Below are 24,984 nucleotides of genomic sequence, written 5' to 3'. Positions count from 1 at the left end.
CTACCGAAACTACGGTAGTCTTTTTTTTACAAAAAGAACGAATAATTTATCGGTTCAAGTCCTGAGAGGATCCAAGATTTGGAGATGCCTTGTAACCGAATAGCTAACGTCTATTAAGGGGGACTATTATGGAAAAACGTTTATTTACTTCAGAATCAGTTTCTGAAGGGCATCCTGATAAGGTTGCTGATCAAATTTCCGATGCGATTCTTGATGCAATTATTGCTCAAGACCCGGATGCACATGTAGCCTGCGAGACAATTGTCAATACTGGCATTGTGTATGTATTTGGTGAAATATCAACTAGTGCTTATGTTGATATCCAGAGCATTGTCAGAAAGACCGTTTTGCGAATTGGCTATGATAAGCCAGAGCTTGGCTTTGACGGCAATAATTGCGCTGTTTTAGTCGGAATTGACGAGCAATCTCCTGATATTGCTGGTGGTGTTGATCACTCACTTGAAACGCGGGAAGATAAGTCTGATAATGATCAGCTTGACCAAATAGGTGCTGGTGATCAAGGACTTATGTTTGGTTTCGCCATTGACGAAACACCCGAATTAATGCCGTTGCCAATTTCTTTGGCACACCGGTTAATGCGCCAAGTGGCAAAGTTGCGTAAAGAAGGCACTTTGACTTGGCTTAGACCTGATGCGAAGGCGCAAGTCACTGTAGAGTATGATGATAACAATAAGCCTAAGAGGGTTGATACTGTTGTTATCTCGACGCAAACAGATGACCAGGTAAGTAATGAAGATATTCGGCAAGCAATGATTGATTTAGTAATTAAAAAAGTTATTCCTGCCAAATATCTTGATGCAGAAACCAGATTTTTGATTAATCCTTCTGGTCGGTTCGTAATTGGCGGACCTAAGGGTGACTCTGGTCTTACTGGGCGAAAGATTATTGTTGATACTTATGGTGGTTATGCTCGTCATGGTGGCGGCGCATTCTCAGGTAAGGATCCGACAAAAGTCGACCGTAGTGCCAGCTATGCTGCTCGTTATGTTGCTAAAAACATTGTTGCAGCTGGTTTAGCTAAGCGGTGTGAAGTCCAATTAGCTTACGCTATTGGGGTAGCTCACCCTGTATCTGTCATGATTGATACTGCAAATACTGGCAAAGTAAGTGATGAATTGCTGACTAAGGCGGTTAGAAGTGTCTTTGATTTGCGTCCTGCCGGCATAATTAAAATGCTAGATTTAAGACGCCCAATTTATGAGCAAACGGCTGCATATGGTCATTTTGGTCGTACTGATATCGATTTACCATGGGAGAAAACCGATAAAATTCAAGCACTTTTGGATTTTGTTAAGGAAAATAAGTAAATTGAAGGAGCAGTAATTTTGAAAAAGACTAATGTACCAATAGTTACGCTTGCAATTTTTATGACAACGTTTATGACCGCCATTGAGGGTACAATCGTTTCAACTGCAATGCCGACTATTGTTTCTGATCTGAACGGATTAGAAATTATGAATTGGGTTGTCTCAATCTTTTTGTTTATGACAGCTGTTTCCACTCCTTTGTACGGCAAATTAGCTGATAGCATAGGCCGTAAGCCGATCTTTCTTTTTGGGATTGCTCTTTTTGTCATTGGTTCTGCACTTTGCGGACAGGCCAATAACATGCTAGAACTAATTCTATTTCGGGTGATTCAGGGTCTAGGCTCTGGTGCTGTTCAGCCTGTTGCAATGACAATCATTGCCGACATGTATACTTTGGAAAAACGGACTAAGATGTTAGGACTCAATTCCGGATTTTGGGGAGTGGCATCGGTGATCGCACCATTACTCGGTGGTTTTATTGTCCAAAACCTTTCATGGCACTGGGTCTTTTACATTAACGTTCCAATTGGTTTAATTGCCTTTTTACTCGTTGTTGTGTTCTTAAGTGAACCAAAAGCGAAAAAGAAGACCAAGTTGGATGTTAAGGGAACATTTTGGCTAGTAGTTTTACTACTAACTTTAATGTTTACCTTGCAAGAATTAAGTTCACTTAGCCCAATTATTTTACTGGCTTTGGCAGCTTTAATTATTCTTAGTGCAATGATGTTCTACCATGAAGAAAAGCGGGCTGAAGATCCAATAATGCCTTTGACGATGCTTAAAGGTAGAGAATTCTTGGCAGTGAACATGATTACGCTGTTTATTTCAGGCGTTGTGATTGGTTTCGAATTCTATATTCCAACTTGGATGCAGGGGATTAAAGGGACGTCTGCTACAATTGCTGGTTTTGCGGTTACACCAAGTTCAGTGATGTGGGTGATCGGTTCATTTTTGATTGGCGGGATGCTCAGTAGATGGGGCGTGCGCAAAACATTCTTCGGCATGTTGACGCTGCTGCTGCTTGCTGATTGCATGCTCTTAATCGTACCGGTACATACGCCATTTTGGGTATTCTGTATTATTGCCACAATGAATGGGTTCGCCTTTGGTTCTGTTATGACCGCTGCGCAAGTTCGCTCACAAGTATTGGTTGATCAAAATAATGTTGGGGTGGCAACCTCATTTAACACGTTAATGCGTTATTTAGGACAAACGATGATGGTATCGATTTATGGTATTACTTTTAATACAATCGTTGCCAGTCAACTAGCAAAACACCCAAACCTAACACAATCAATGATGAACAAAATAGTTTCGGCAGAAAAAGCAAAAGAATTAGCAGCTAATTTGATTCCTCAATTGCGTCAAGTACTGTTTAGTGCTCTTAAGGGAGTCTATACCGTATCACTTGTAGCAATTGTCCTATCAATTATTTTCAACTGCATTTATAAAAAGAAACAAGTAAATTAACCTAAAGTATTAAAACTGAAGATTAACAATTTTGGGGAATCGAATTTCGATTCCCTTTTTGTTTTACAAAAAATTAACTGTACGTATTGTTTTGATAGATACAAAGTAAGAATTAATACATAATTAATAAACAAAAAGCCAGCATTAAAAGAGTGATTAATAATAAGAAAAATAGGCGTTAACAAATAATCTGATATGGCTAAAAATTAGCAGAAAAACTGGTAAGTGTATAGCATTTAAAGAAAGCGATTTCTAAGTTTTATAAATTCAAGATTATAAATATGTTTTTTATTAATTTATTACTGCTACATAGCTCGCAATAGTCAATTAGTTATCAAAAAAGCTTCTACTAGTAATTTTTAATTGACCTAATGGCAATATTAAAATGTGTTTATCATAGTAATATTTTGTGATATATTTACGTGATAAAAAATGATAATTGATGAGAATGAATTATGGTTTGAATTAGCTAATAAAGAGGGGGTGACAATTAATAATATAGAAATGGTCTGATTAGTATGCTAATAAGTGGGAGTAAATAAGCAGATAATCATGCCAGCTTTTTGACTTAAAGTCGGGAGACTAAGTTGAAATCGGCAATTTTTAAGCAACAAATTGAGATTAAGGAGGAAGAATTTTGAAAAAAGTTAATGTAATGGTCATAACGCTTGCCGTATTTTTGACCACCTTTATGACTGCTATCGAAGGAACAATTGTCTCAACAGCAATGCCCACAATTGTTTCAAGTCTAAATGGTTTAAAAATTATGAATTGGGTTGTTGCCATCTTTGTGTTCATGACAACCGTATCAACACCCATTTTTGGCAAATTGGCAGACAGTGTTGGACGTAAACCAATTTTTCTATTTGGAATAACGCTTTTTATAGTTGGCTCAGCTCTTTGTGGCTTAGCCCATAACATGGTTCAGTTAATTTTATTTCGAGTTATTCAAGGCTTGGGCTCCGGTGCTGTTCAGCCTGTTGCGATGACTATCCTAGCTGACATGTATGAACCAGAAAGACGAGCTAAAATGTTAGGACTCAATTCCGGCTTTTGGCTAGTAGCATCCATTATTGCGCCGCTTTTAGGCGGCTTTGTTATCCAAAAATTATCCTGGCACTGGGTCTTTTACATCAACGTACCCATTGGTCTTCTTGCCTTAATTTTGGTAATCATCTTTATGAATGAATCACGAGCTAAAACAAAGGTCAAACTGGATCTTAAAGGCACTTTCTGGTTAATGATTTTGCTTCTGAGTTTAATGTTTTTATTGCAGCAGCTGGGCACACTTAAGCCAGTGTATCTCCTTGTCTTATTTACAGTGGTGCTTGTCTGTGCCATACTTTTTTACCGGGAAGAAAAACGTGCCGAAGACCCAATAATGCCCATAACAATGCTTAAAAAGCGCCAATTTCTGGCTATGAACATGACAACATTATTAATTGGTGGTGTTGTTGCCGGCTTTGAATTCTATCTTCCGACTTGGATGCAGGGAGTTAAAGGTGTCAGTGCCACGGTAGCAGGCTTTGCGGTAACTCCTTGTTCACTTCTTTGGGTTGTTGGCTCATTTTTGGTAGGCAGACTGCTCAAACGTTGGGGTGTTCGGAAGACTTTCTATGGGGTATTAACAATTATCTTAATAGTAGATTGCGTACTCTTAATCTTACCGATTACTACGCCCGTCTGGACTTATTACGTTATTGCTGGGATTAATGGCGTTGCCTTTGGTGTCGTAATTCCTGCTTCCCAAGTACAGGCGCAAGTTTTAGTTGAACCAAGTAATGTGGGCGTCGCCACATCGTTTAATACTTTGATGCGCTTTTTAGGACAAACAATGATGATGTCAATCTTTGGTATTACCTTTAACACGGTGGTTGCTAAACAGTTAGCCAAGAACCCACAATTAAATCAGGCAATGATGAACAAAATTGTTTCATCGGCTAAAGCCAAGGAGCTAGCAGCCAATTTGGTTCCGCAGCTGCGTCAGGTATTGTTCAGTGCTTTAAAGGGAGTATTTGTGGCTTCACTAGTGGCAATTGTTCTTGCCTTGCTTTTTAATAGTATCTATCAAAGTAAGAACAAACAGCAGGCATAAAAATTATCATTAAAACTAAAAAATTTGCCGTTAAGGTAAAACTAGTAGAGGAGAAATAATTAAATGGAATTAGCTCAAAAAATTTTAAACGGAGAAATAAGAACTTCTGGGACAGTGGTACCGCAAGAATTGCAGCAGCCATATACACCACACGGTTTTAACGCTAAACCTAATCAGAAAAAGGCCTTGTTTATTGTCGGAGAACCAAGAAAATATAGTTTAACTTATGATTTGGTTTATACCGCTATGCGCTATTTAGAGGAAAATGATTGGGCAGTTGAATTACGCGATCTCTATGATCTTAATTATGATCCCGTTTTACACCAAGAAGAATTTTACTATGTCAAAGATGGCCTAGGTGAAGCACCGGCTTACCTTGCTCAAGAGCAGTCGTTTGTAAAAAAGGCAGATGTGATTCTTTTTGCTTATCCTAATTGGCATGATGCTCCTGTAAGTATCGTTAAGGGCTATATTGAAAAAGTTTTTGCTGCCGGATTTGCCTATGAAGCAGGTAAAAATGGTTTAATCGGGTTACTTAGCGGGAAATATCTGTACACCATTATGAACTGCGGCTACCTTGGTGGCGGCCAAGGCTATGTTGGTGATGGCATTGGTCAAAACGATCAAGTCTGGGATAAATACATGAATGCATTTAAAGTTTTTGATGACGATACCGCTCAATTTTGGGGAATGACAAACGCCGGTCGGTTTGTAAATGATCAAAGCCCACGAAATTTCAGTTCGGACTATCAAGACCAATTGGTTAAACTTCACGCGGTTTTACAAGAACACCTGCAGCGAGATTTGCTTAGCGTTATCAAATAATGTTCTGAGCTGCTTTCAAGAAAAAGAGCAAATAAAAAAGCCGTTTATTTAAAACGACTTAATCTTCATTTATCTAAATAGTAATGGTATAAAAATGAGTACCCAATTAGTAAGAAGGAGATACCCTCTAAAAAGCCACCGACAACATCGGATGGATAGTGAACATGGTCAAAGATTCTCGTGTAGCCAATCAGTATGGGAAAACATAGCCAAATGATACACAGAATGATTTTAAGTCCTTTCTTCTTAACTAGCAAGATGGTTAAAATGATCAGAATGCCAAAAAGTGTGGCACTTCCCACGGAGTGTCCTGAAGGAAAACTGTAACCATGCGCTTCAACAAGGTGGTGCACCATTGGTCGCTGCCGACCAATCGCATGTTTAATGATCCAATTGTAACCATTAGCTGCAATCATTGTTCCCGCTGTAAAAACCGCGAAAGCGTATTTGCGAAAAACGCCTAAAACAATTACCAGAATAATGGTCGCAACCATAATAACGCTAGTATTGCCCAAGTTGGTAAAAGTGGTTGCGAATTTGATGATAGCAGGGTTGTTATTACAAATTAAACCAATTAACGATTTATCAAACTGATGGATAAATTGGTTGCCAGAGGAAACCAGAATTGCCCAAGCCGCGTAGATAAGTAGAAATATGGTCGCGGGTATGATTGTATCTTTTTTCGAATGATCTGTAGTGTTCAAATATCTTTCTCCCCTTGTTTTTTTTAGCATTTGTGGTAAATTATAATCATTATTGATCAAAAAATAAAGGTTAGGAACTAGTAGCAATTTTATTTTTCTATAGAGAAGAGTCGGTTGGTGCAAGACTTGAAAAATATATTGTGAACTGAGCCTAGGTTAAATCTTTCGTTTGCTATCCGCGTTAAGGGGCTTGTGAGGGTCACGTTAATTTACGTGAAACTTAGGTGGTACCGCGATTATTCGTCCTATGAGTTTATTTCATAGGACTTTTTTTATGAGGGAAATGTTTATGTACAATCACAAAGTAGTTGAGCAAAAATGGCAAGATTATTGGGAAAAAAATCAAACATTTAAAACGGGTAGTGATCCGCAAAAGAAAAATTATTATGTTTTAGATATGTTTCCATTCCCATCTGGTAAGGGATTGCACGTAGGGCACCCAGAAGGATATACGGCAACCGATATTATTGCGCGTATGAAGCGTAGTGAGGGTTACAATGTGCTGCATCCAATGGGCTGGGATGCTTTTGGTTTACCAACTGAGCAATATGCATTGCAGACTGGTCAAGACCCAGCTGTCGTAACTAGGGACAATATTGCTAACTTTAAGAGACAATTAAATAAGTTAGGCTTTTCTTATGACTGGAACCGAGAAATCTCAACAAGTGATCCAAAATATTACAAATGGACGCAGTGGACATTTGAGCAAATGTATAAGCACGGTCTTGCTTATGAAGCAGAAGTTCCGGTTAACTGGTCACCAGATTTAGGAACTGTTGTTGCTAACGAAGATATCGTTGATGGTAAAACCGAACGTGGTGGCTACCCAATTTATCGCCGGAACATGAAACAATGGATGCTTCGGATAACTAAATATGCCGACCGTCTTCTTGCTGGTCTTGATAATCTTGATTGGCCAGAAAATATTAAAGAAATGCAACGTAACTGGATTGGTCGTTCAGTTGGGGCTCAAATTACATTCAAGATTAAGGATTCTGATCAAACATTTGATGTGTTCAGTACTAGACCTGATACGCTTTTTGGTGCTACCTATGCGGTTTTAGCCCCAGAAAATAAGTTGGTCCAAAAAATTACTACTGCTGGTCACCAGGCTGATGTTGATGCTTATATTAAGCAAATTGAATCTAAATCAGATTTGGAAAGAACCGATTTAAATAAAAATAAGACTGGTGTATTTACCGGTGCTTACGCTATCAATCCGGTCAATAATGAGGAAATTCCAATCTGGATTGCTGACTACGTTCTGGCAAGTTACGGAACAGGCGCTGTTATGGCAGTTCCCGCTCACGATACACGTGATTATGAGTTTGCTCAAAAATTCCATTTGCCAATTAAGGCGGTTATTAAAGGCGGCGACATTAATAAAGAGGCCTTCACTGGTGAGGGACCACACATTGATTCAGACTTCTTAAATGGCCTGAATGTGGCAGATGCAAAAGAAAAAATGGTTTCGTGGCTTGAAGAACACAATGCTGGTAAGCAAAAGGTTAACTACAAGTTGCGCGACTGGGAATTTAGCCGGCAACGTTATTGGGGCGAGCCTATCCCGGTTATTCACTGGGAAGACGGCGAAACTACTCTTGTTCCCGAAGATGAACTGCCACTTGTATTGCCACATGCAACTGATATTAAGCCATCAGGTACACCTGAAAGTCCGTTAGTTAACTTGAAGGATTGGGTTAATGTTGTTGATCAAAATGGTCGCAAAGGTAAGCGGGAAACGAACACAATGCCTAACTGGGCTGGTTCTTCTTGGTACTTCTTACGCTATATTGATCCGCATAATGATAACAAATTAGCAGATTACGAATTGTTAAAGAAGTGGACGCCAGTTGACTTATACATTGGTGGGGCAGAACACGCCGTTAGACACCTTCTTTATGCTAGATTTTGGAATATGGTGTTATACGATCTTGGCGTGGTACCAAATGAAGAGCCATTCCAACGCTTATACAATCAAGGACTAATTCTTAAAGACCATGACAAGATGTCTAAGTCAAAGGGGAATGTCGTTAATCCTGATGATGTGATTGACGAATATGGTGCTGACAGTCTAAGAATGTATGAGATGTTCATGGGACCACTTGATGCTTCAATTGATTGGGATGACAATGGCCCAGCTTCAACCAAGAAGTTTCTTGACCGAATCTGGCGTTTGTTTGTTAACGATCTTGACTTACAGGCAATTCCACAAGAAAATATTGTGGCCGAAAATGATGGTACTTTGGATAAAATCTACAATGAAACTGTCAAGAAGGTCACAGAAGACTTTAATGATTTGCATTTCAATACCGCCATCTCACAGTTAATGGTCTTCATCAACGCTGCTCAAAAGGCTAAAACTATTCCGCGGGAATATGCTGAAGGCTTTATTACGATGATTGCACCAATTGCACCACACATGATGGAAGAGATTTGGCAAATCTTTGGTCATAACGAATCTGTTACTTTTGCTAAATGGCCAACATATGATCCTGCTAAGCTTGTTGAATCAACAGTTGATATTATGGTTCAAGTTAATGGTAAATTGCGCGGTAATTTCACAGCTGGCAAGGATTCAAGCCAAGAGGATTTGCAAAAACAAGCCTTAGAACTTGAACATGTCCAAAAATTCTTGACTGGTAAGGAAATCAAAAAGGTAATTGTGGTGCCAAATAAAATTGTCAATATTGTTGCTAAATAAAGTTAATTTTTCCTAAAGTGATAAGTATATTGATTGTTAATTGTCGTTTTTCATTCAAAATAAAATAGTTAGTACACGAATTTAGGGAAAATTGATGAAAGAAAATAATTTAAAAGAACAAAATACGCAAGATACCTTTATTAAGGGTAGCGCGTGGATGACTTTTGGCTCAATTACCTCACGTATTTTAGGTGCACTTTACATTATTCCGTGGTTTATCTGGATGTCACCTTATGGTAATATCGCTAATGCTTTAACTGCGCGTAGTTATAACATTTATAGTATTTTTATCTTAATTTCGACAGCAGGAATCCCGGGAGCAGTGGCCAAACAAGTGGCTAAGTATAATGCCCTAAATGAATATGGTGTAGGGCGCAAATTGTTTCACCGTGGTCTTGTCTTGATGATTGTTTTGGGTGTTGCATCAGCTGCGATTATGTATTTTGCTTCACCATTTTTAGCTTCGAATGGGTCTCGTAGCGATCCACGCCAAGTTGCGGTAATGCGCAGTTTGTCTTATGCTATCCTGCTCATTCCCGTGTTAAGCATTATGCGGGGTTATTTTCAGGGATACGCTGATATGATGCCGTCGGCAATGTCGCAGTTTGTTGAGCAATTTGCCCGGGTTGCTTGGATGCTTTTAACTGCTTACGTAATTATGCAAGTGCAGCACGGTAATTTTGTTGATGCAGTTGTTCAATCCAACTTCGCCGCTGCTATTGGTGCAATTTTTGGTATTTTGATTTTATGCTGGTTCTTGCTTTCCAGAAGAAAAAAATTAAATTACCTAGTTGAAAATTCCGAAAACGAAATTCAGGTTTCGACAGCAGCCTTATTTAAAGAGATAATTGAGCAAGCAATTCCGTTTATTATTATTGATGCGGGAATTCAATTATTTTACCTAGTGGATCAATATACTTTCCACCCAATGATTGCTAGTGTGGTCAAGGCTAGTTACAACACGATTGAAACGTGGTATGCGTTATTTGCGTTGAACGCTAATAAGCTAATCATGATTATTGTTTCTTTGGCTAGTGCAATGGCGGTAACTGCGATACCATTATTATCTGCTGCACATGCTAAGCATGATTTTGCCGGGATTTCTAAACAGATCGGCAACACACTAGATTTGTTTTTGTTTGTAATGATTCCGGCTGCGTTTGGTATGGCAGCCATTGCTACGCCAATTTACACCATTTTTTATGGTTTTGATCAGTTGGGTTCTAATATTCTGTATTTGTCTGCCTTTACCTCGATTACATTGGGGATGTTTACGGTATTAATGGCAATTTTGCAGGGATTATCAGAAAATGGTCTGGCAATTAAGTATCTAGTGTTAGGTCTAATCATTAAACTGATTGTGCAATATCCGATGATTTACGTATTTAAAGTGTTTGGACCACTTGTAGCCACTAATTTAGGGATGTTTGTGATTATCTTTTTGGCTCTTAAACACCTAGAAGTAGTCTATGATTTCAACCAAGGACGCACAAGCAGGCGTTTTATTGGAATTACTGGTTTTTCGCTGATTATGTTCCTGATTGTTCTTGGCGTTGAAAAAGTGCTTGAGCTCTTCTTGAGTCCTGCTAGTCGCCTTCAAGCTCCAATTATTGTCGTTGTTGCAGTGCTAGTTGGGGGAATCTTCTACGCCGCTGCGGCGATTAAATCGAACTTAGCGCAGAAGATCTTAGGCGATAAAATTGTGCCGCTTTTGGCCAAGCTGCATATAAAAGCATAAAATTAATAATTAGCATTGAGTGAATATTACTCAATGCTTTTTTATTTTTTACTAAGTTTAAGGTGGTTCAATTAACAGATCAGTTAACTACTGCAATAATATTTAACAAATACTGTTTTAATTGATGGAAAAAGAAAAAATCATGAATATCAGAAAAAAAGGAATTTTTATCTTTATTTTTATTTTTGGTGCTTTCTTCTACTGGTTTTTTTACCAAAACTCGTGGGTTCCGCTTTCGGCAAAATTTGAGGTTAACCAAATGCTGCAAAGTCATGATACTAAGAGGATGCGCCAAGTTGCAGCAGATAAGAAGACTAGGTCATATTTATTACATTTAAAAAAAGACACTCATTGTGACAGTGTGACTGATTTTCAAGGTGGCTCAGAAAATATTGGCTACTTTGTCGCTGATATTAACGGCAAGGGAGTGGGAATCTATATGCAACGAGAAATTCTGCTTTTTTGGCGAATTAAAGAAATTAAATTATGAGTCAAATTCAAAAAAGAGCATGGGTTCAATAATTGAGAACTCATGCTCTTTGATGCAGAAATATTAGTATTACTAAAATTCTTGTAGCCAGCAAAAACTAACTTATGATGTTTTTGCTTGTGCCCCTGCCAAGGAACTTCATTTTAACAAGAGTAATAGGTAAACGCAATTAGTATTGACGATATTCACCAGAAGGAATGTCATCAGCACGCGTTTTGTCCGGCATAGCAATTGCTGCGGCAATATAGGCGATTAACCCAAAGCCGGTAAAACAAATAACCATTGCGCCGCCGATTCTAGTCCAGGCTTTATCCCAGCCAAAATATTCAGCGATTCCGCCTAATACACCAGTTAAAATTTTATCTCTTGATTTGGTTAAACGCTTTTGCATGCCAATTCCTCCTTAATATTAATAAATTTTTGACAAAAAAAGCTAATCGAATGATTAGCTTTTCTTTTAATGCCCCGAAAAAGATTCGAACTTTCACTTAGTTACCTAAACAGCGACCTGAACGCTGCGCGTCTGCCAATTCCGCCATCGGGGCCTCTTTTAAAATACATTAATTATAATACCAAATTTTCGCGGGGATGTCATTAAAATTTAAAGTTTAGAAGACAAAAAAGCCATTTTCTTAAACTAACTAAGAAATGGCTTTTTATATCAATCTTCAATAAAAGGTAAAAAAGATTCTAATTAGAACGATTTATGATATGAACCCCGAAGTTAGGACAACTTCGAGGTTTTTATTATGGCTAAATTATCCAAACAAGATAAAATTGAAATCTTCAATCTTTGGCGGAATTATAACATTAGACCTAGTGAATTGGGTCGACGTTATGGTATTAATCCTGCTAACATTAATTATTTGCTTGCTCTTATTCAACGTCACGGCCTAGCTATTTTAGACCAACCCTATACTGAATATTCACTTGAGTTTAAAAAGCAGGCTATTATACGAGTACTAGTCAAGCATGAACCAGCTTATCAGGTGGCACTTGATCTTGGCCTAAAAAGTAACGGTATGCTAGCTAATTGGCTTCGCAGCTATCGTGAAAACGGGTATAATGTCGTTATCAAACAGAAAGGACGATTGCCCCATGCCCAAACAAGATCCAGAAATCAAACGTCTGAAGCAAGAAAACGAGCACTTACGCCAGCAGAACTTGAAGCTGACCATCGAGAACGAATTTATAAAAAAATTGACCGCCTTAGTCGACCAGCGGACCAAGAACCGCAAGCCGCGGAAATAGTCCGGGCAGTTACCCAACTGAGGCGTGAACTCAAGGTCAGCGTAACTTTTATTCTTGCGGTTATTAATGCTAATCCCAATCTCCCGCATCTATCCCGCAGTAATTATTACTACAATTTGCAGAAAAAGGATAAGGATCGTGGCAACCAGCAGGTGATGGCTGAAATCAAAGCCATTTATGAAGAACACCGACACCGCTATGGCTATCGGCGCATTACTCTGGAACTTAGGCGACGTGGTTGGCTAGTCAATCACAAAAAAGTACAACGCTTGATGAACAAGCTGAAACTCTTTGGCATCGTCAGTAAACGCTGGCATAAGTATAACAGTTATCGCGGTACCCAAGGTCCAATTAAGCCCGACCTGATTAAACGTAATTTTAGCGCAGTTTACCCGGAACACAAGTGGTATTCAGACGTGACCGAGTTCAAACTCAACGGTCAGAAGACCTACCTGTCACCCATTGTTGATGGCTGCACGCAAGAGGTGATTGCCTACTCCATTTCCCGCAGTCCTAACCTTAAACAGATTATGGACATGCTAAAACAGGCTTGGCGCAAGCATCCAGCATTAAATGGTCTGATTTTTCATACAGATCAAGGCTGGCAGTACCAGCATCCTAAATTCCAAGCCTGGCTAAAAGACCATGGAATCGAACAATCCATGTCGCGTAAGGGCAATTCCTTAGATGACGGATTAATGGAAGGGTTCTTTGGCATACTCAAACGGGAAATGTTCTATGGCTTCGAAACCCAGTTTAAGAATTTAAACGAACTGGAAGAAGCAATCCAAAAATATATCAGTTACTATAACCAGCAAAGAATCAAAGTAAAACTAAAAGGACTAAGTCCGCTTGAATATCGGGCATTAGTCCTTAGTTAAAATTTATTAAACTGTCCTAATTTTGGGGTTCATATCATTAGCCTAATTTAGCTATTTTTTGCAATGTTCTGATCATTTGAGCTACAAACCCGGATTCGTTATCGTACCACGCATAAGCCTTAATAACTTGTGAATAATCGGTGCCCGTAGCAATTTGGGTAATTGTCGGATCAAAAACAGAACCAAATTCCGTGCCAATAATATCAGATGAAACGATCTTATCCTCATTGCAGCCAAATGATGCATTGTTAATTGTGTGCTTTTTGATTGCGGCATTGAATTCATTAACAGTAACGTTTTTAGCTAGGGTAACCGCTAATTCCGTTATTGAACCAGTGATCACAGGAACACGGAGAGCGATTCCCGTTAGCTTACCCTGTAATTCTGGGATTACTAGGCCAATTGCTTTAGAAGCACCAGTTGAATGGGGAATAATATTTGCGCTAGCGGCACGTGCATTACGAACATCACCTTGGCGATCGGGACTATCTTGCAGCATTTGTGAACTAGTATAGGCATGTAAGGTGGTCATTGTTCCAGCTTTAATCTGAAATTCATCGTTAATAGCCTTGGCTAACGGAGCCAAGCAGTTAGTAGTACATGAACCAGCAGAAATAATTTGATCATCTGCATTTAAGGTATCGTCATTAACATTATAAACGATTGTCTTCATGTCACCGGCAGGTGCTGAGATCAACACTTTTTTGACGCCGGCTTTTAAGTGACTGCTGGATTTTTCCGTTGAGGTGTAAAAGCCAGTACATTCTAATACAAGCTCAACCCCGTTATTTTTTACCCAAGGAATATCACTTGCGCTTTTTTCAGCGTAAACAGGAATTTTTTTGCCATCAATTACGATTGCATTTTCTGTTGCGGCAACTTCATGATTAAATTGACCATGAGCCGTGTCATACTTCAATAAATGAGCCAACATTGCTGGTGAAGTTAAATCGTTGATCGCAACAATTTCTAAACTATTATCTTTAATGTCATAAATACGCCGTAATGATAAACGACCAATTCTGCCAAAACCATTAATACCAATTTTTGTAGTCATAAGATTTTTTCTCCCTTCTTTGATTACAAAAAATAGTATAATGAATGAAAATGGCTTTGCATAAGCCGAAAAGTTAATAGGGCTATCACTTTTAGTGATAATGTGACAAGATGAATTTTAATGACTTAAATATTTATAAGACAATTTATGAAACTAAATCTATCAATAAAGCTGCTAAAGAATTAGGCTATGCACAATCTAATTTGACAGCACGCTTAAAGGCAATTGAACATGAATTGAATTCAACTTTATTTGTACGCTCAAATCAAGGTGTGGCTCCGACGGATAACGGAAACAAAGTATATCGTTTTGCTGTTAAAGCGCTCCGAAATTGGCAAAAACTGCAAGATACGTTAGTTATTCGAAAAACGATTTTATCATCGGAATTACTAGTTAACTTTTTAATCGCTAAGAAGAAATTTTTTATTACTGATTATGCAGTTACTATTAAGAAAAGTAACCAATTGGAATCGGAACTAACGCAAAGATACTACGATGTAGTGGTGACCTTTAACCAATTCGACTTGCCTAATTATCGGTTAAAGCAAACAGCTAATTTACCAGCGTGCTTTTTGAAAGGAAAACAAGAAGATGGATCGACCTGCCCGATTGCAATCAATAGTGATTTAACTTGTCCATTTAGAAAACTAACCCTGAAGTTATGTCCTGATAAAACGAGATTGTTAGAAATTGATTCGCTTGAAACAATTATGCAATTGGTAAAAAGGGGAGAGGCAGTTGCATTATTACCACAATATTTAATTGACAATGATTATCAAAAGGTTAATGATCATAATTTTAATATTCCCTATTATTGTTATCAGTATCAAATTTAATCTAGAACTTGCTAAAATTTTTTCACTTCAAAGGAGAACTTATGAACCTAAGGCGAAATTTAAAAACAGTTGTGGTCAGCTTATTGGCTATTGTGACACTATCTGCGTGTGGAACAGGTCCTAGTAGTGAACCGCCAGCTCGGCCTAAATCAGTTCAAGTCAGAAATAATTATCAGTCTGAGCAATTAAATCTCAATGTTAAATCGGCAATTGCAATCGATAGTAAAACGGGGCAACTGCTTTATGGCAAAAATATTAACCAGGTATTGCCAATTGCTTCAATGACCAAATTAGTAACGACTTATTTAACCTTACAAGCAATTAAAGAGCAAAAACTTAGTTGGGATACAGAAGTAAAGCCAACTAAGCAGATTGTCAAGGTTGCCAATAATAAGCAGTTTTCTAATGTGCCACTAAAAATGGGTCACTCTTATACAATCAGGCAGCTATACCAAGCGACCCTAATCGAATCTGCCAATGGGGCGGCAATGCTGCTTGCTCAGGCCGTCAGTGGCTCGCAAGTTGTGTTTGTTCGGCAGATGCGTCAGCAATTAAAAAAATGGGGCATTAATGACGCCCAGATCTATACTGTTTGCGGTTTGCCCAATAAAAGTGTTGGGACGGATGCCTATCCAGGAGCGGATAAAGACGCAGAAAATGAGATGTCAGCTAAAGACATGGCAATCGTTGGTCAGCACTTGTTGAATGACTTCCCCGAAATAATTGAAACAACAAGAATTGCTCATTTAAACTTCACTGATCAGGGAAGCCAAACACTCATGACTAACTTTAATTGGATGCTTAAAGGCTTGTCCCAATACCAGCAAGATCTAAAAGTTGATGGTCTAAAAACGGGAACTACTGATGCTGCTGGTGCTTGTTTTATTGGAACGGCAAAAGATAGCGATGCAAGACTAATTACCGTGGTAGTGGGAGCAAGGCATGCTAATAGTCTTGACCCAGCACGTTTTGAGCAAACTGGCAGGTTGCTGCGGTATGTTTACCGTAATTATCAACCCATTGTTTTTAACCAAAATGAAGTAATTATGGGTACCAGCAAGATTAGTGTTCATAATGGCGCTAACAAGCAAGTTGATATCGGCATGAAGCAAAGACGAGTAATCTGGGGACCAAAAAACGGCCAAAAATTAACTGTTAATTTAACTAAGGACACCATTGAAGCTCCGGTAACCAAAAATCAAACGGTTGGTTCATATAGCTTTAAATCGGGGTCAACTAAACTAATTTCTATCCAAGAACCTGACGGAATTAAACTACCGGCAAAAGCGTTGCAATCCACTAAACAGGTTAATTTCTTGCTTCGTTTTTGGCACCGGCTTTTTGGAGGATAACAATGACAGAAATTAAGCAATCTATTTTAACCAAGGTTATAGCCAAAAGAAAAAGCAACACCCATAAGGGAAACTACGGACGAATTTTATTAATAGGTGGAAGTGAAAATTACGGTGGTGCAATTATTATGGCTGCAGAAGGTGCACTGAAATCTGGCGCTGGTCTAGTTTCTGTTGCTTGCCATTCAATTAATTTAAATGCTCTACATGCGCGCGATCCTGAAGTGATGTATGTTGATTGGCGCAGCAGTGATTTGCCGCAATTAATAAAAAACATGGATGTCATTGTTTGTGGACCAGGATTAGGAGCTACTCCATTTGCGCAAAAGCTTCTTTTGCAGCTGGGTCAAGTAGTAACTAACCAGCAAACGCTTATTTTAGACGCTAGTGCGCTGGATTTGATTGGTCAAAATCGGTCGCTGGCCCCGCAAAATGCGAAGTTAGTAATCTTGACTCCTCATCAAATGGAATGGCAGAGACTTAGTCAAATTAGGATACCTTATCAAACGGATGCAGCTAATTTGACGGCATTAAATAAGCTGTTTCCAGGGCAAAATGCTATTTTAGTTTTAAAGTCCAATCATACCAAAGTTTATACGTCAAATAAGGATGTTTTCGTTAATCCTCTTGGTAATCCAGGGATGGCTTGTGGCGGCATGGGCGACACCTTAGCCGGCATAATTGGTGGCTTTACTGCGCAATTTGGTGGCAATATTGATTCCGTTATAGCAGCTGTATATTTGCACTCACTTGCTGGCGATCTAATTGCTAAAGATGAATATGTTGTGCAACCAACCAAAATTAGTGCGCTTTTACCTAAACTTATGCTTAAGTTTGTAGATTAAGTTTTTGGCTAAACTAGCAAATATTGTAAAATAGAGTATAAATAATTCTCGAGGAGGTTGATTTAGTATGAAAAATAGCCTATTAAAGCCGCTAACAGGCCTATTTGTTCTACTAATCTGTGCAATCAGTCTAGCTCGTGTTTCGATGCCGTCAAGTCCAAAGGAAGAAAAGCCCAAGGAAAATCAGAAAATGCAGGTTAAGAAGACGGCAGCATCTTTTCGTCCCTATAAGGATCCGCAAGATCTGCGGGTGCCTTATGACTGGCATCAACCCAGCGAAACAAAAGCTTATCCTAAAATTAAGCCGCTTGAAAATGATCTAACCATTCGTGTTTCTCTTCGGGGCAATCGCGTTTATATTTTGCGTGAAAACCAGGTAGTGTACACGATGCTGGCAAGTGGAGGGCTCTTTAAAAAGGGCAAATCGACAACGCCCACAGGGACTTTTAAGATTCAGGATAATCGGGGAGATTCTTTTTATAATCCAGAATTAAATGAGGGTGCTAATTATTGGACTAGCTGGGATAAAGATAATGTCTACCTCTTTCATACGGTTCCAACTAAAAGCAATGGAAAGTATAATCGCAAAGAAGCCAAAAAATTGGGTGTTAAATCCGCGTCTCATGGCTGTATCAGGTTGAGTATTTCAGATGCACGGTGGATAATGAAAAATATTCCCACTGGCACAAAGGTAATCGTCAAAAATAATTAAAAGTGTTGGCTTGAATGCCATTTCCTGTTATAATCAATTTTTGAGAGAGGTTAGGAGTAGTAAGCATTTATCCTAGTAAGCGAGTCCGAGTTGATGAGAGTCGGGTTAGGAGGATGACTGAAGGCGTGCCTGACCAGTAATTTAACAAAAATAATAAGCGGATACTTTGTATCAAATAGAGTGGTACCGCGGGTAAAAACTCGTCTCTTCCTTTGGAATTAAAGGAAGAGGCTTTTTTATTGGAATTTGGAGGTAAAAATGGACTTTAAAAGTAAAGTAGTTGATCTTGTTGCCAGTCAAGTAGATTTGCCTAAAGAAAAAATCAACCAACTTATTGAACGGCCAAAGAATGAAAAGATGGGTGATTATGCCTTCCCTGCATTTACTCTGGCTAAAGTTATGCATAAAAATCCGGCTGAGATTGCTCAAGAAATTGCTGCCAATCTTGAAAGCAGCGATTTTACCAGTATTCAAGCTGTTGGTCCGTATGTTAACTTCGCAATTAACCACGAAAAATTAATTACGCAAGCTTTACATGAAGTTTTGACAGAAAAACAGCATTATGGTGATCAAAAATTAGGACAAGGAAATGTTCCTATTGACATGTCAAGTCCTAACATTGCTAAGCCAATGTCAATGGGACACTTGCGCTCAACTGTAATCGGTAATTCAATTGCGGAAACATTGAAAAAAGTTGGCTATACTCCAATTAAGATTAACCACCTAGGTGATTATGGCACCCAGTTTGGTAAGCTGATTTCAGCTTATAAACATTGGGGTAATGAGGAAGATGTCAAAAAAGATCCAATCATGAACCTCTTTAAGTATTACGTTAAGTTTCATGAGGAGGCTGAAAAGCACCCTGAGCTTGAGGATGAGGGTCGTGCATGGTTTAAAAAACTTGAGGATGGTGATCCTGAAGCAGTTAAATTATGGCAATGGTTCCGTGACGTTTCCTTAAAGGACTTTAAGCGGATTTACAAAGAATTGGGCGTCGAATTTGATTCATACAAGGGCGAAGCATTCTTTAACGATAAGATGCAACCTGTTATCGATGAATTAAAGGAAAAAGGTTTGCTTCACGAATCACGCGGGGCACAGGTAGTTGATATGGGCGAAGACGAAAGCCCAGCTATGATTGTGAAATCTGACGGTAGCAGTATTTACCTAACCCGTGATTTGGCTGCCGCTATTTACCGAATGAATACTTACCATTTCGTCAAAATGCTGTATGTTGTCGGTAATGAGCAAGCTCACCATTTCGTTGAACTTAAAACAGTTTTGAAGAAGATGGGTTATGATTGGGCAGATGAAATTTATCACGTGCCATTTGGCTTAATTACGCAAAACGGTAAAAAACTATCAACCCGTAAAGGTAACGTCGTTTTCCTTGACCAAGTATTAAAGGATGCCGTTAACTTAGCTCGTAAGCAAATTGATGAGAAAAATCCTGCTTTAGCTAACAAAGAACAAGTAGCTCATGATGTTGGTGTAGGAGCCGTTGTGTTCCATGATCTTAAAAATGATCGGGTAGAAAACTTTGACTTTGACTTAGATGAAGTTGTTCGCTTTGAAGGCGATACTGGTCCTTATGTTCAATACACCAATGCACGGGCACAGAGTGTATTACGTAAAGCTGCGAAGTTAGGTCAAGAGCCTAAACTTGATGCTGCACCAGTTAAGGATGATTGGTCATTTAGCGTTGCCAAAGCATTAGCCGATTTCCCAAGAATCATTGCGCGCAGCAGTGATAAATTTGAACCATCTGTTATTGCCAAATATGCTTTGGATTTAGCTAAGAAGTTTAATAAATACTATGCTAATGTTAAAATCTTGGTCGAAGATGAGCAAATTAACACGAGATTGGCGTTAGTTCAGGCGACCTCAATTGTCTTAACTGAGGCCCTCAGACTACTTGGTGTTAATGCTCCTAAAGAAATGTAAAAAAAATTCAAAAAATAACGCTTACATCGATTAAAAGATTGCTCAAGACTTCGTTATTACGGTACAATGTGACTGTAAGATTAATAGGAGGTAATTTATTAATGGCTTATTTAGATAATGGTAACCAAATCTTTAAAGATGCTCGTAAAAACCATTATGCAGTCGGTGCTTATAACACTAACAACTTGGAATGGACACGTGCAATTTTGCAAGCAGCTGAGGAAACTAGAACCCCAGTTTTAATCCAAGTTTCAATGGGTGCTGCTAAGTACATGGGTGGCTACAAGATTGCTAAGGATATCGTTGAAGATTCAATGGACGCAATGGACATTTCAGTTCCAGTCGTATTGAACTTGGATCACGGTGACTTTGAAGCTGCTAAGGAATGTATTGCACTTGGCTACTCATCAGTTATGTTTGACGGTCACGCATTACCAACTGATGAAAACTTAGCTAAGACTAAGGAAATCGTCAAATTGGCTCATGAACGTGGAATTTCCGTTGAAGCTGAAATCGGTAAGATTGGTGAAAACCAAGGTGCTGAAGGTGGAGAATTAGCTTCTGTTGAAGATGCTAAAGCTTTCGTTGCTGCTGGTGTTGACAAGCTTGCTTGTGGTATCGGTAACATCCACGGTGTTTACCCAGCTGACTGGAAGGGTCTTAACTTCGATCGTTTGAAGGAAATTGCTGATGCAGTTTCTGTTCCACTTGTATTGCACGGTGGTTCAGGTATTCCTGAAGAACAAGTTAAGAAGGCTATCTCACTTGGAATTTCAAAGGTTAACATCAACACTGAATTCCAATTAGCATTCCAAAAAGCAACTCGTGAATACTTCGAAGCTCACAAGGATGAAGACAAGGCTAACAAGGGTTATGACCCACGTAAGCTTTTACTTCCTGGTACTGAAGCAATCACTGATGCAATGAAGGAAATGATCACTTGGCTTGGTACTCCTTCAATCGACGACAAGATTAAGTCAGCTGCTTTTGACAAGAGCTCATTAAACTTAGAATAATTACCGAGTTGTAATGAAATTAAAAAGGCTAACTCCTGAATGGAGCTAGCTTTTTTTATTAAAAAATAAACGACTAATTGGCAATGACATTGCAAGCTAACAATCTGGATTAAACAGTGTTTTTAACCGAAAAATATCATCGTCAAAGTCATATTTTAAGACGGAACAATTCTTAATTCTTTCAGTCCTTTTGAATGTATTGTACTTTTCCCAGACTTTATAAAAATTAGCGATGGCAGCACCATGTGACACAATTAAAATATGCTTATTAGGTGATTGGCGCACAATTTTTGTAATTTCTTGGTTAATGCGAGCTGTTAATTCCTTCTGCGATTCGCCGCCAAATTGAACGAAAAAATCATTGTAGGGAAGTGGCGGATTTAAATGCTCACCTTCACCTTCATAAGTGCCAAAATTCCATTCACGCAAGTTTTTATTTGTTTTAAATGGCAAATCAGTAATTATTTTGAGTGTATCAATTGCTCGTTCAGAGGTAGAAGAATGGGCTTCGTCCAGTTGGACATGCTCTTTTTCGAAATACTCCTTTTTAGTAGCCTTTGCTTCCTGAATTCCCAATGGTGTGAGTGGTGAATCACAAAAGCCTTGAATTTTGTGTTGAACGTTAAATAATGTTTGCCCGTGTCTTACTAAATATAATGATTTCATAAATAAACACCTTTCATATTTTCTGCAATATTAATTGTAACCGACTTGGATCAAATTCCTAAGCATTATTTAATAATTTACGCAAAGACTTGACTTAAAGCGTACTTTAAGTCCTATACTTCTAATTGAAAATTAATCCTAAACAAGGAGGAATAAGATGATTTTAGATGAGACATTAACCTTAAGCAACGGAGTCAAAATTCCTAAATTAGCATTAGGTACGTGGGAAATTAATAATAATCAGGTTGCCCAAGTGGTCGAAACAGCTATTCAACTTGGCTACCGGCACATTGATACTGCGCAAGCATATGGTAACGAAGCTGGAGTGGGATTAGGAATAAAAAATTCTGGGATTCCGCGTGAACAAATTTTTGTTAATTCAAAAGTTGCCGCCGAAATCAAAAATTACGCCGATGCCAAGAAGTCAATTGATGAATCTTTGGCGAAAATGGGGCTTGATTATTTAGATATGATGATTATTCATAATCCGCAGCCTTGGAACGAAGTTAATCAATCAGCTGATCGCCATTTTGAAGGTAATTTAGCAACTTGGCGTGCATTAGAGGATGCAATGAAGGAAGGCAAGTTGCGTGCAATTGGTGTGTCGAGCTTTGAGCCGGATGACTTAACTAATTTAATTAAAAATAGTGCGACTAAACCGATGGTAAACCAAATTTTGTGTCACATTGGTGCAACACCGAAAGATTTGCTTGCTTTTTCACAAAAACAGGGAATTGTTGTTGAATCATTTTCACCCGTTGCCCATGGAGCGGCCTTGAATAATCCGGTAATAACCCAAATGGCCGATAAGTATCATGTATCAGCGGCCCAACTCTGTATTAGATATGATTGGCAGCTAAAAACGGTAGTGTTACCTAAAGCGGCGCGAGCTGATCACATTAAGCAAAATACGGAAATTGCTTTTGAAATAAGTGCCGAAGATATGCAAACTTTGCAAGAAATTAATGCAATCGATTATGGGGAAGCCAGTCATTTTCCAGTATTTGGCGGAAAGCTTTAAGATTTAACCACTTTGTTACTAAAACTGACAAAGTGGTTTTTGTTTGGTCTTATTTTGCTCTTGTTACAACAATTACCGAATATTTATTAAATTCCTAGTTGCTTTTTTTGGCAGGAGTGTGGCAGAAACTTAATAAATCATAGAATAATTGAATTATTTAACGTGATTTTTTGGTGCTATCATATATTTTATGAATAAATAGCAACAATTTTTTACTTGTTATAAAAATAGGGAGGTTTCCAAATTGAAAGAAAGACTAGAATTCGTAAAGTGTCAAGATCATGAAGTGCCAATGTTAATCGATGTCCCCGACAGTGGTAATCAATTTCCTGCGATTTTATTAATTCATGGATTTATGTCGGGTAAGAGCAATGATAACCACATGTTACAAAGAATTAGCCAAAGTATCACTGCTTCAGGAATAGTAGCTGCTAGAATAGATTTATGCAGCATGGGTGAAAATCTTTGCTCAAGAGAACAATATGGAATGAAAGTTATGATTGAAGAAGTTAAAGCTAGCTTTGATTATCTCCAATCCCTAAGAGAAGTAGACAATAAGCGCGTTGGTCTATTAGGCCATAGTCTGGGTGGACGCTTAGCTTTCACCTGCTCGACTTTGCCAGCTAAAGTAATAATTTCGTTGAATGGCGCAATTAATACACAAGAGCCAATTAATGTTGGTTATGATCAAAAGCAAATGCAAAACCTGGGTTATAGTATTATCCATACAGCCGATGGCAGAGTTGAATTATTATATCCTCGTTTTGATGCAGACATTAAAGCAACTCTTAATAACAATATTGAAAAATTTACTAATCCAATTTTAGTTGGTGTAGCGACTACTGATCCAACTTTGAACCCAGAGATTAGCTTGAATTTCATCAAACATAGTGGCATGGAGAATGTTGATTATTTTACTGTTGATAATTCAGATCATACCTATAACGTAGAATCAGGTGACTTTACAAAGTTAAATGAAGTTATTGGTAAGGTTGTGCCTTGGCTAAAAGAGCACATTTAATTAAAGCCACGTTCTCCGCAAGCAAAATGAACAAAACAGGTAGTTTAAGACTTAAGCTACCCGTTTTTGTTTGATCTGAATACTCGTTTTCAGCTAACTAAAATTTTAGTCGTAAATGTTTGTTTTAAAATAGAAATCACTTCTGCTATTTCCGCCATTAAATAGTCGTCATTTTTTAAAGTAGAAACGGTAAAGTTGATTTTCACCTCATCTTGAGGCAATTTAACGTAATTGATATGTTGGTATTTTTTGGTTTTGACTGCAGCAATACTCGTCGTCATATTACCTAACCCTTGTGCGGCTAGTTTTAGTGCTGTTAGTGAATCTCTGACATGAATTTGGGGATAAATTTGAATACCATTATTGCTAAAATACGTGTTAATAATTTCTTGGTAACGTCTTTCTCCATCAACGACAATAAAGTTTTCCTGATTGAGTGTTTGTAATTTAGTCCCAGAAATATGAACTTCTTGTTTGTTTGGTTGGTATAGTTTGGAATTTTTTCCAAGTACCAAGACTTGAGTATCACGATGCAGCTTTTGGCTTTTGACGTTAGGCAGTTGCAGCTCATTTCCGACAAATAAATCAATCTGCTCGTCTTTAAATGCTTTTTCGGCATCAGCCGTGCTTAATTCTAATGTTTCGGTTTTTAAGGTAGGAAACTTAGCTAGCAGCTTCGGTAAAATAGTTAAATTAAAATTTTCGCCAAGAGGTGGGGTAATACCCATTATTAAAGTAGGGAACTCATTTTTAGTAAATCTTTTCATTTCTTGGTTTAATTGATTTTCTAATTGTAAACTTTTGCGCAAATAACTCATGAGTAATTGCCCAGCAGGCGTTAACTGGATTGGATGTGACTCACGGCTAACAAGTAAAACATGATATTTTTGTTCATATTTCTTAATGATTCGACTCAGATAAGGTTGCGTAAGATAAAGCTTCTTGGCAGCTTCAGAAATAGAGCTACTGTTTTCAAGTGTTTCTAAAAAAATTAGTAAGCGATTATTCATTCTTGATCCTATAACTGT

The 24,984-nt window shown here is 38.3% G+C and carries 21 protein-coding genes, 1 tRNA gene, 1 riboswitch and 1 other annotated feature; of the genes, 16 read left to right on the top strand and 6 right to left on the bottom strand.

What is annotated here, in order from left to right; all coding sequences use genetic code 11:
- Positions 1–47 precede the first annotated feature (47 nt).
- Positions 48–131, top strand: a riboswitch (SMK box riboswitch).
- The 4 genes from metK (at position 129) to GYM71_RS07055 (ending at position 5,718) form a co-directional block, all read left to right on the top strand.
- Complete coding sequence (gene metK / locus GYM71_RS07070; RefSeq protein WP_103751924.1) at positions 129–1,328, top strand: methionine adenosyltransferase; 1,200 nt, start codon at positions 129–131, stop codon at positions 1,326–1,328. (Overlaps the previous riboswitch by 3 nt.)
- A gap of 18 nt (positions 1,329–1,346) precedes the next feature.
- Entirely contained in the window at positions 1,347–2,798 is a 1,452-nt protein-coding gene (locus GYM71_RS07065; protein WP_220219960.1) for an MDR family MFS transporter, read from the top strand.
- A 637-nt stretch (positions 2,799–3,435) separates the two neighbouring features.
- Entirely contained in the window at positions 3,436–4,893 is a 1,458-nt protein-coding gene (locus tag GYM71_RS07060; RefSeq protein WP_220219959.1) for an MDR family MFS transporter, read from the top strand.
- A 63-nt stretch (positions 4,894–4,956) separates the two neighbouring features.
- On the top strand, positions 4,957–5,718 hold the full coding sequence (locus GYM71_RS07055; RefSeq protein WP_220219958.1) for an NAD(P)H-dependent oxidoreductase: 762 nt from the start codon (positions 4,957–4,959) through the stop codon (positions 5,716–5,718).
- Between the two features lie 65 nt (positions 5,719–5,783).
- On the opposite strand, the gene GYM71_RS07050 is transcribed toward GYM71_RS07055, so the two are convergent.
- Complete coding sequence (locus GYM71_RS07050) at positions 5,784–6,452, bottom strand: phosphatase PAP2 family protein (RefSeq protein ID WP_220219957.1); 669 nt, start codon at positions 6,450–6,452, stop codon at positions 5,784–5,786.
- A gap of 28 nt (positions 6,453–6,480) precedes the next feature.
- Positions 6,481–6,673, top strand: a binding site (T-box leader).
- Positions 6,674–6,711: 38 nt separating this feature from the next.
- Here GYM71_RS07050 and leuS point away from each other — a divergent pair.
- From leuS to GYM71_RS07035, 3 genes are all read left to right on the top strand, one after another.
- Positions 6,712–9,126, top strand: a complete 2,415-nt coding sequence (gene leuS / locus GYM71_RS07045) for a leucine--tRNA ligase (protein WP_220219956.1) — start codon at positions 6,712–6,714, stop codon at positions 9,124–9,126.
- A gap of 94 nt (positions 9,127–9,220) precedes the next feature.
- Positions 9,221–10,864 carry a putative polysaccharide biosynthesis protein gene (locus GYM71_RS07040; protein WP_419503947.1) on the top strand — a complete coding sequence of 548 codons (1,644 nt, stop codon included), beginning with the start codon at positions 9,221–9,223 and terminating at the stop codon, positions 10,862–10,864.
- 142 nt (positions 10,865–11,006) lie between these two features.
- A complete protein-coding gene (locus GYM71_RS07035) occupies positions 11,007–11,354 on the top strand; it encodes a hypothetical protein (protein ID WP_220219954.1) in 348 nt (115 codons plus the stop codon).
- A 169-nt stretch (positions 11,355–11,523) separates the two neighbouring features.
- Here GYM71_RS07035 and GYM71_RS07030 read toward each other — a convergent pair whose 3' ends face one another.
- Positions 11,524–11,745 (bottom strand): PspC domain-containing protein, encoded by a 222-nt coding sequence (locus GYM71_RS07030; protein WP_103751918.1) that lies wholly within the window; start codon positions 11,743–11,745, stop codon positions 11,524–11,526.
- A gap of 70 nt (positions 11,746–11,815) precedes the next feature.
- Positions 11,816–11,899 (bottom strand) — tRNA-Leu (locus tag GYM71_RS07025).
- Between the two features lie 204 nt (positions 11,900–12,103).
- Here GYM71_RS07025 and GYM71_RS07020 point away from each other — a divergent pair.
- Complete coding sequence (locus GYM71_RS07020; protein WP_336511387.1) at positions 12,104–13,486, top strand: IS3 family transposase; 1,383 nt, start codon at positions 12,104–12,106, stop codon at positions 13,484–13,486.
- A 37-nt stretch (positions 13,487–13,523) separates the two neighbouring features.
- Here GYM71_RS07020 and gap read toward each other — a convergent pair whose 3' ends face one another.
- On the bottom strand, positions 13,524–14,543 hold the full coding sequence (gene gap / locus GYM71_RS07015) for a type I glyceraldehyde-3-phosphate dehydrogenase (protein WP_220219953.1): 1,020 nt from the start codon (positions 14,541–14,543) through the stop codon (positions 13,524–13,526).
- A gap of 110 nt (positions 14,544–14,653) precedes the next feature.
- Here gap and GYM71_RS07010 point away from each other — a divergent pair, with 110 nt between their 5' ends.
- From GYM71_RS07010 to fba, 6 genes are all read left to right on the top strand, one after another.
- Entirely contained in the window at positions 14,654–15,379 is a 726-nt protein-coding gene (locus GYM71_RS07010; RefSeq protein ID WP_220219952.1) for a LysR family transcriptional regulator, read from the top strand.
- 41 nt (positions 15,380–15,420) lie between these two features.
- Positions 15,421–16,731: a serine hydrolase gene (locus GYM71_RS07005; RefSeq protein ID WP_220219951.1), complete on the top strand. Its 1,311-nt coding sequence runs from the start codon at positions 15,421–15,423 to the stop codon at positions 16,729–16,731.
- Between the two features lie 2 nt (positions 16,732–16,733).
- Positions 16,734–17,576, top strand: a complete 843-nt coding sequence (locus GYM71_RS07000) for an NAD(P)H-hydrate dehydratase (RefSeq protein ID WP_220219950.1) — start codon at positions 16,734–16,736, stop codon at positions 17,574–17,576.
- 67 nt (positions 17,577–17,643) lie between these two features.
- The gene (locus tag GYM71_RS06995; RefSeq protein ID WP_103751913.1) at positions 17,644–18,288 is read left to right on the top strand and encodes a L,D-transpeptidase; all 645 of its coding nucleotides are present in this window, start codon (positions 17,644–17,646) and stop codon (positions 18,286–18,288) included.
- Positions 18,289–18,546: 258 nt separating this feature from the next.
- Positions 18,547–20,232 (top strand): arginine--tRNA ligase, encoded by a 1,686-nt coding sequence (gene argS / locus GYM71_RS06990; protein ID WP_103751912.1) that lies wholly within the window; start codon positions 18,547–18,549, stop codon positions 20,230–20,232.
- 101 nt (positions 20,233–20,333) lie between these two features.
- Entirely contained in the window at positions 20,334–21,248 is a 915-nt protein-coding gene (gene fba / locus GYM71_RS06985) for a class II fructose-1,6-bisphosphate aldolase (RefSeq protein WP_103751911.1), read from the top strand.
- A 96-nt stretch (positions 21,249–21,344) separates the two neighbouring features.
- Here the strand turns inward: fba and GYM71_RS06980 are convergent, their stop codons facing one another.
- Positions 21,345–21,914, bottom strand: coding sequence for a histidine phosphatase family protein (locus GYM71_RS06980; protein WP_103751910.1), 570 nt, complete (start codon positions 21,912–21,914; stop codon positions 21,345–21,347).
- A gap of 157 nt (positions 21,915–22,071) precedes the next feature.
- On the opposite strand from GYM71_RS06980, the gene GYM71_RS06975 reads away from it, so the two are divergent.
- Positions 22,072–22,935 (top strand): aldo/keto reductase, encoded by an 864-nt coding sequence (locus tag GYM71_RS06975; protein ID WP_220219949.1) that lies wholly within the window; start codon positions 22,072–22,074, stop codon positions 22,933–22,935.
- A 244-nt stretch (positions 22,936–23,179) separates the two neighbouring features.
- The gene (locus GYM71_RS06970; RefSeq protein WP_220219948.1) at positions 23,180–23,956 is read left to right on the top strand and encodes an alpha/beta hydrolase family protein; all 777 of its coding nucleotides are present in this window, start codon (positions 23,180–23,182) and stop codon (positions 23,954–23,956) included.
- Between the two features lie 89 nt (positions 23,957–24,045).
- On the opposite strand, the gene GYM71_RS06965 is transcribed toward GYM71_RS06970, so the two are convergent.
- Complete coding sequence (locus GYM71_RS06965) at positions 24,046–24,966, bottom strand: LysR family transcriptional regulator (RefSeq protein WP_103751906.1); 921 nt, start codon at positions 24,964–24,966, stop codon at positions 24,046–24,048.
- Between the last annotated feature and the right edge of the window lie 18 nt (positions 24,967–24,984).

This window comes from Lactobacillus panisapium, from assembly GCF_019469265.1.
Classification (GTDB): Bacteria; Bacillota; Bacilli; order Lactobacillales; family Lactobacillaceae; genus Lactobacillus; species Lactobacillus panisapium.
This window is presented reverse-complemented; position numbering and strand designations above follow the sequence as displayed.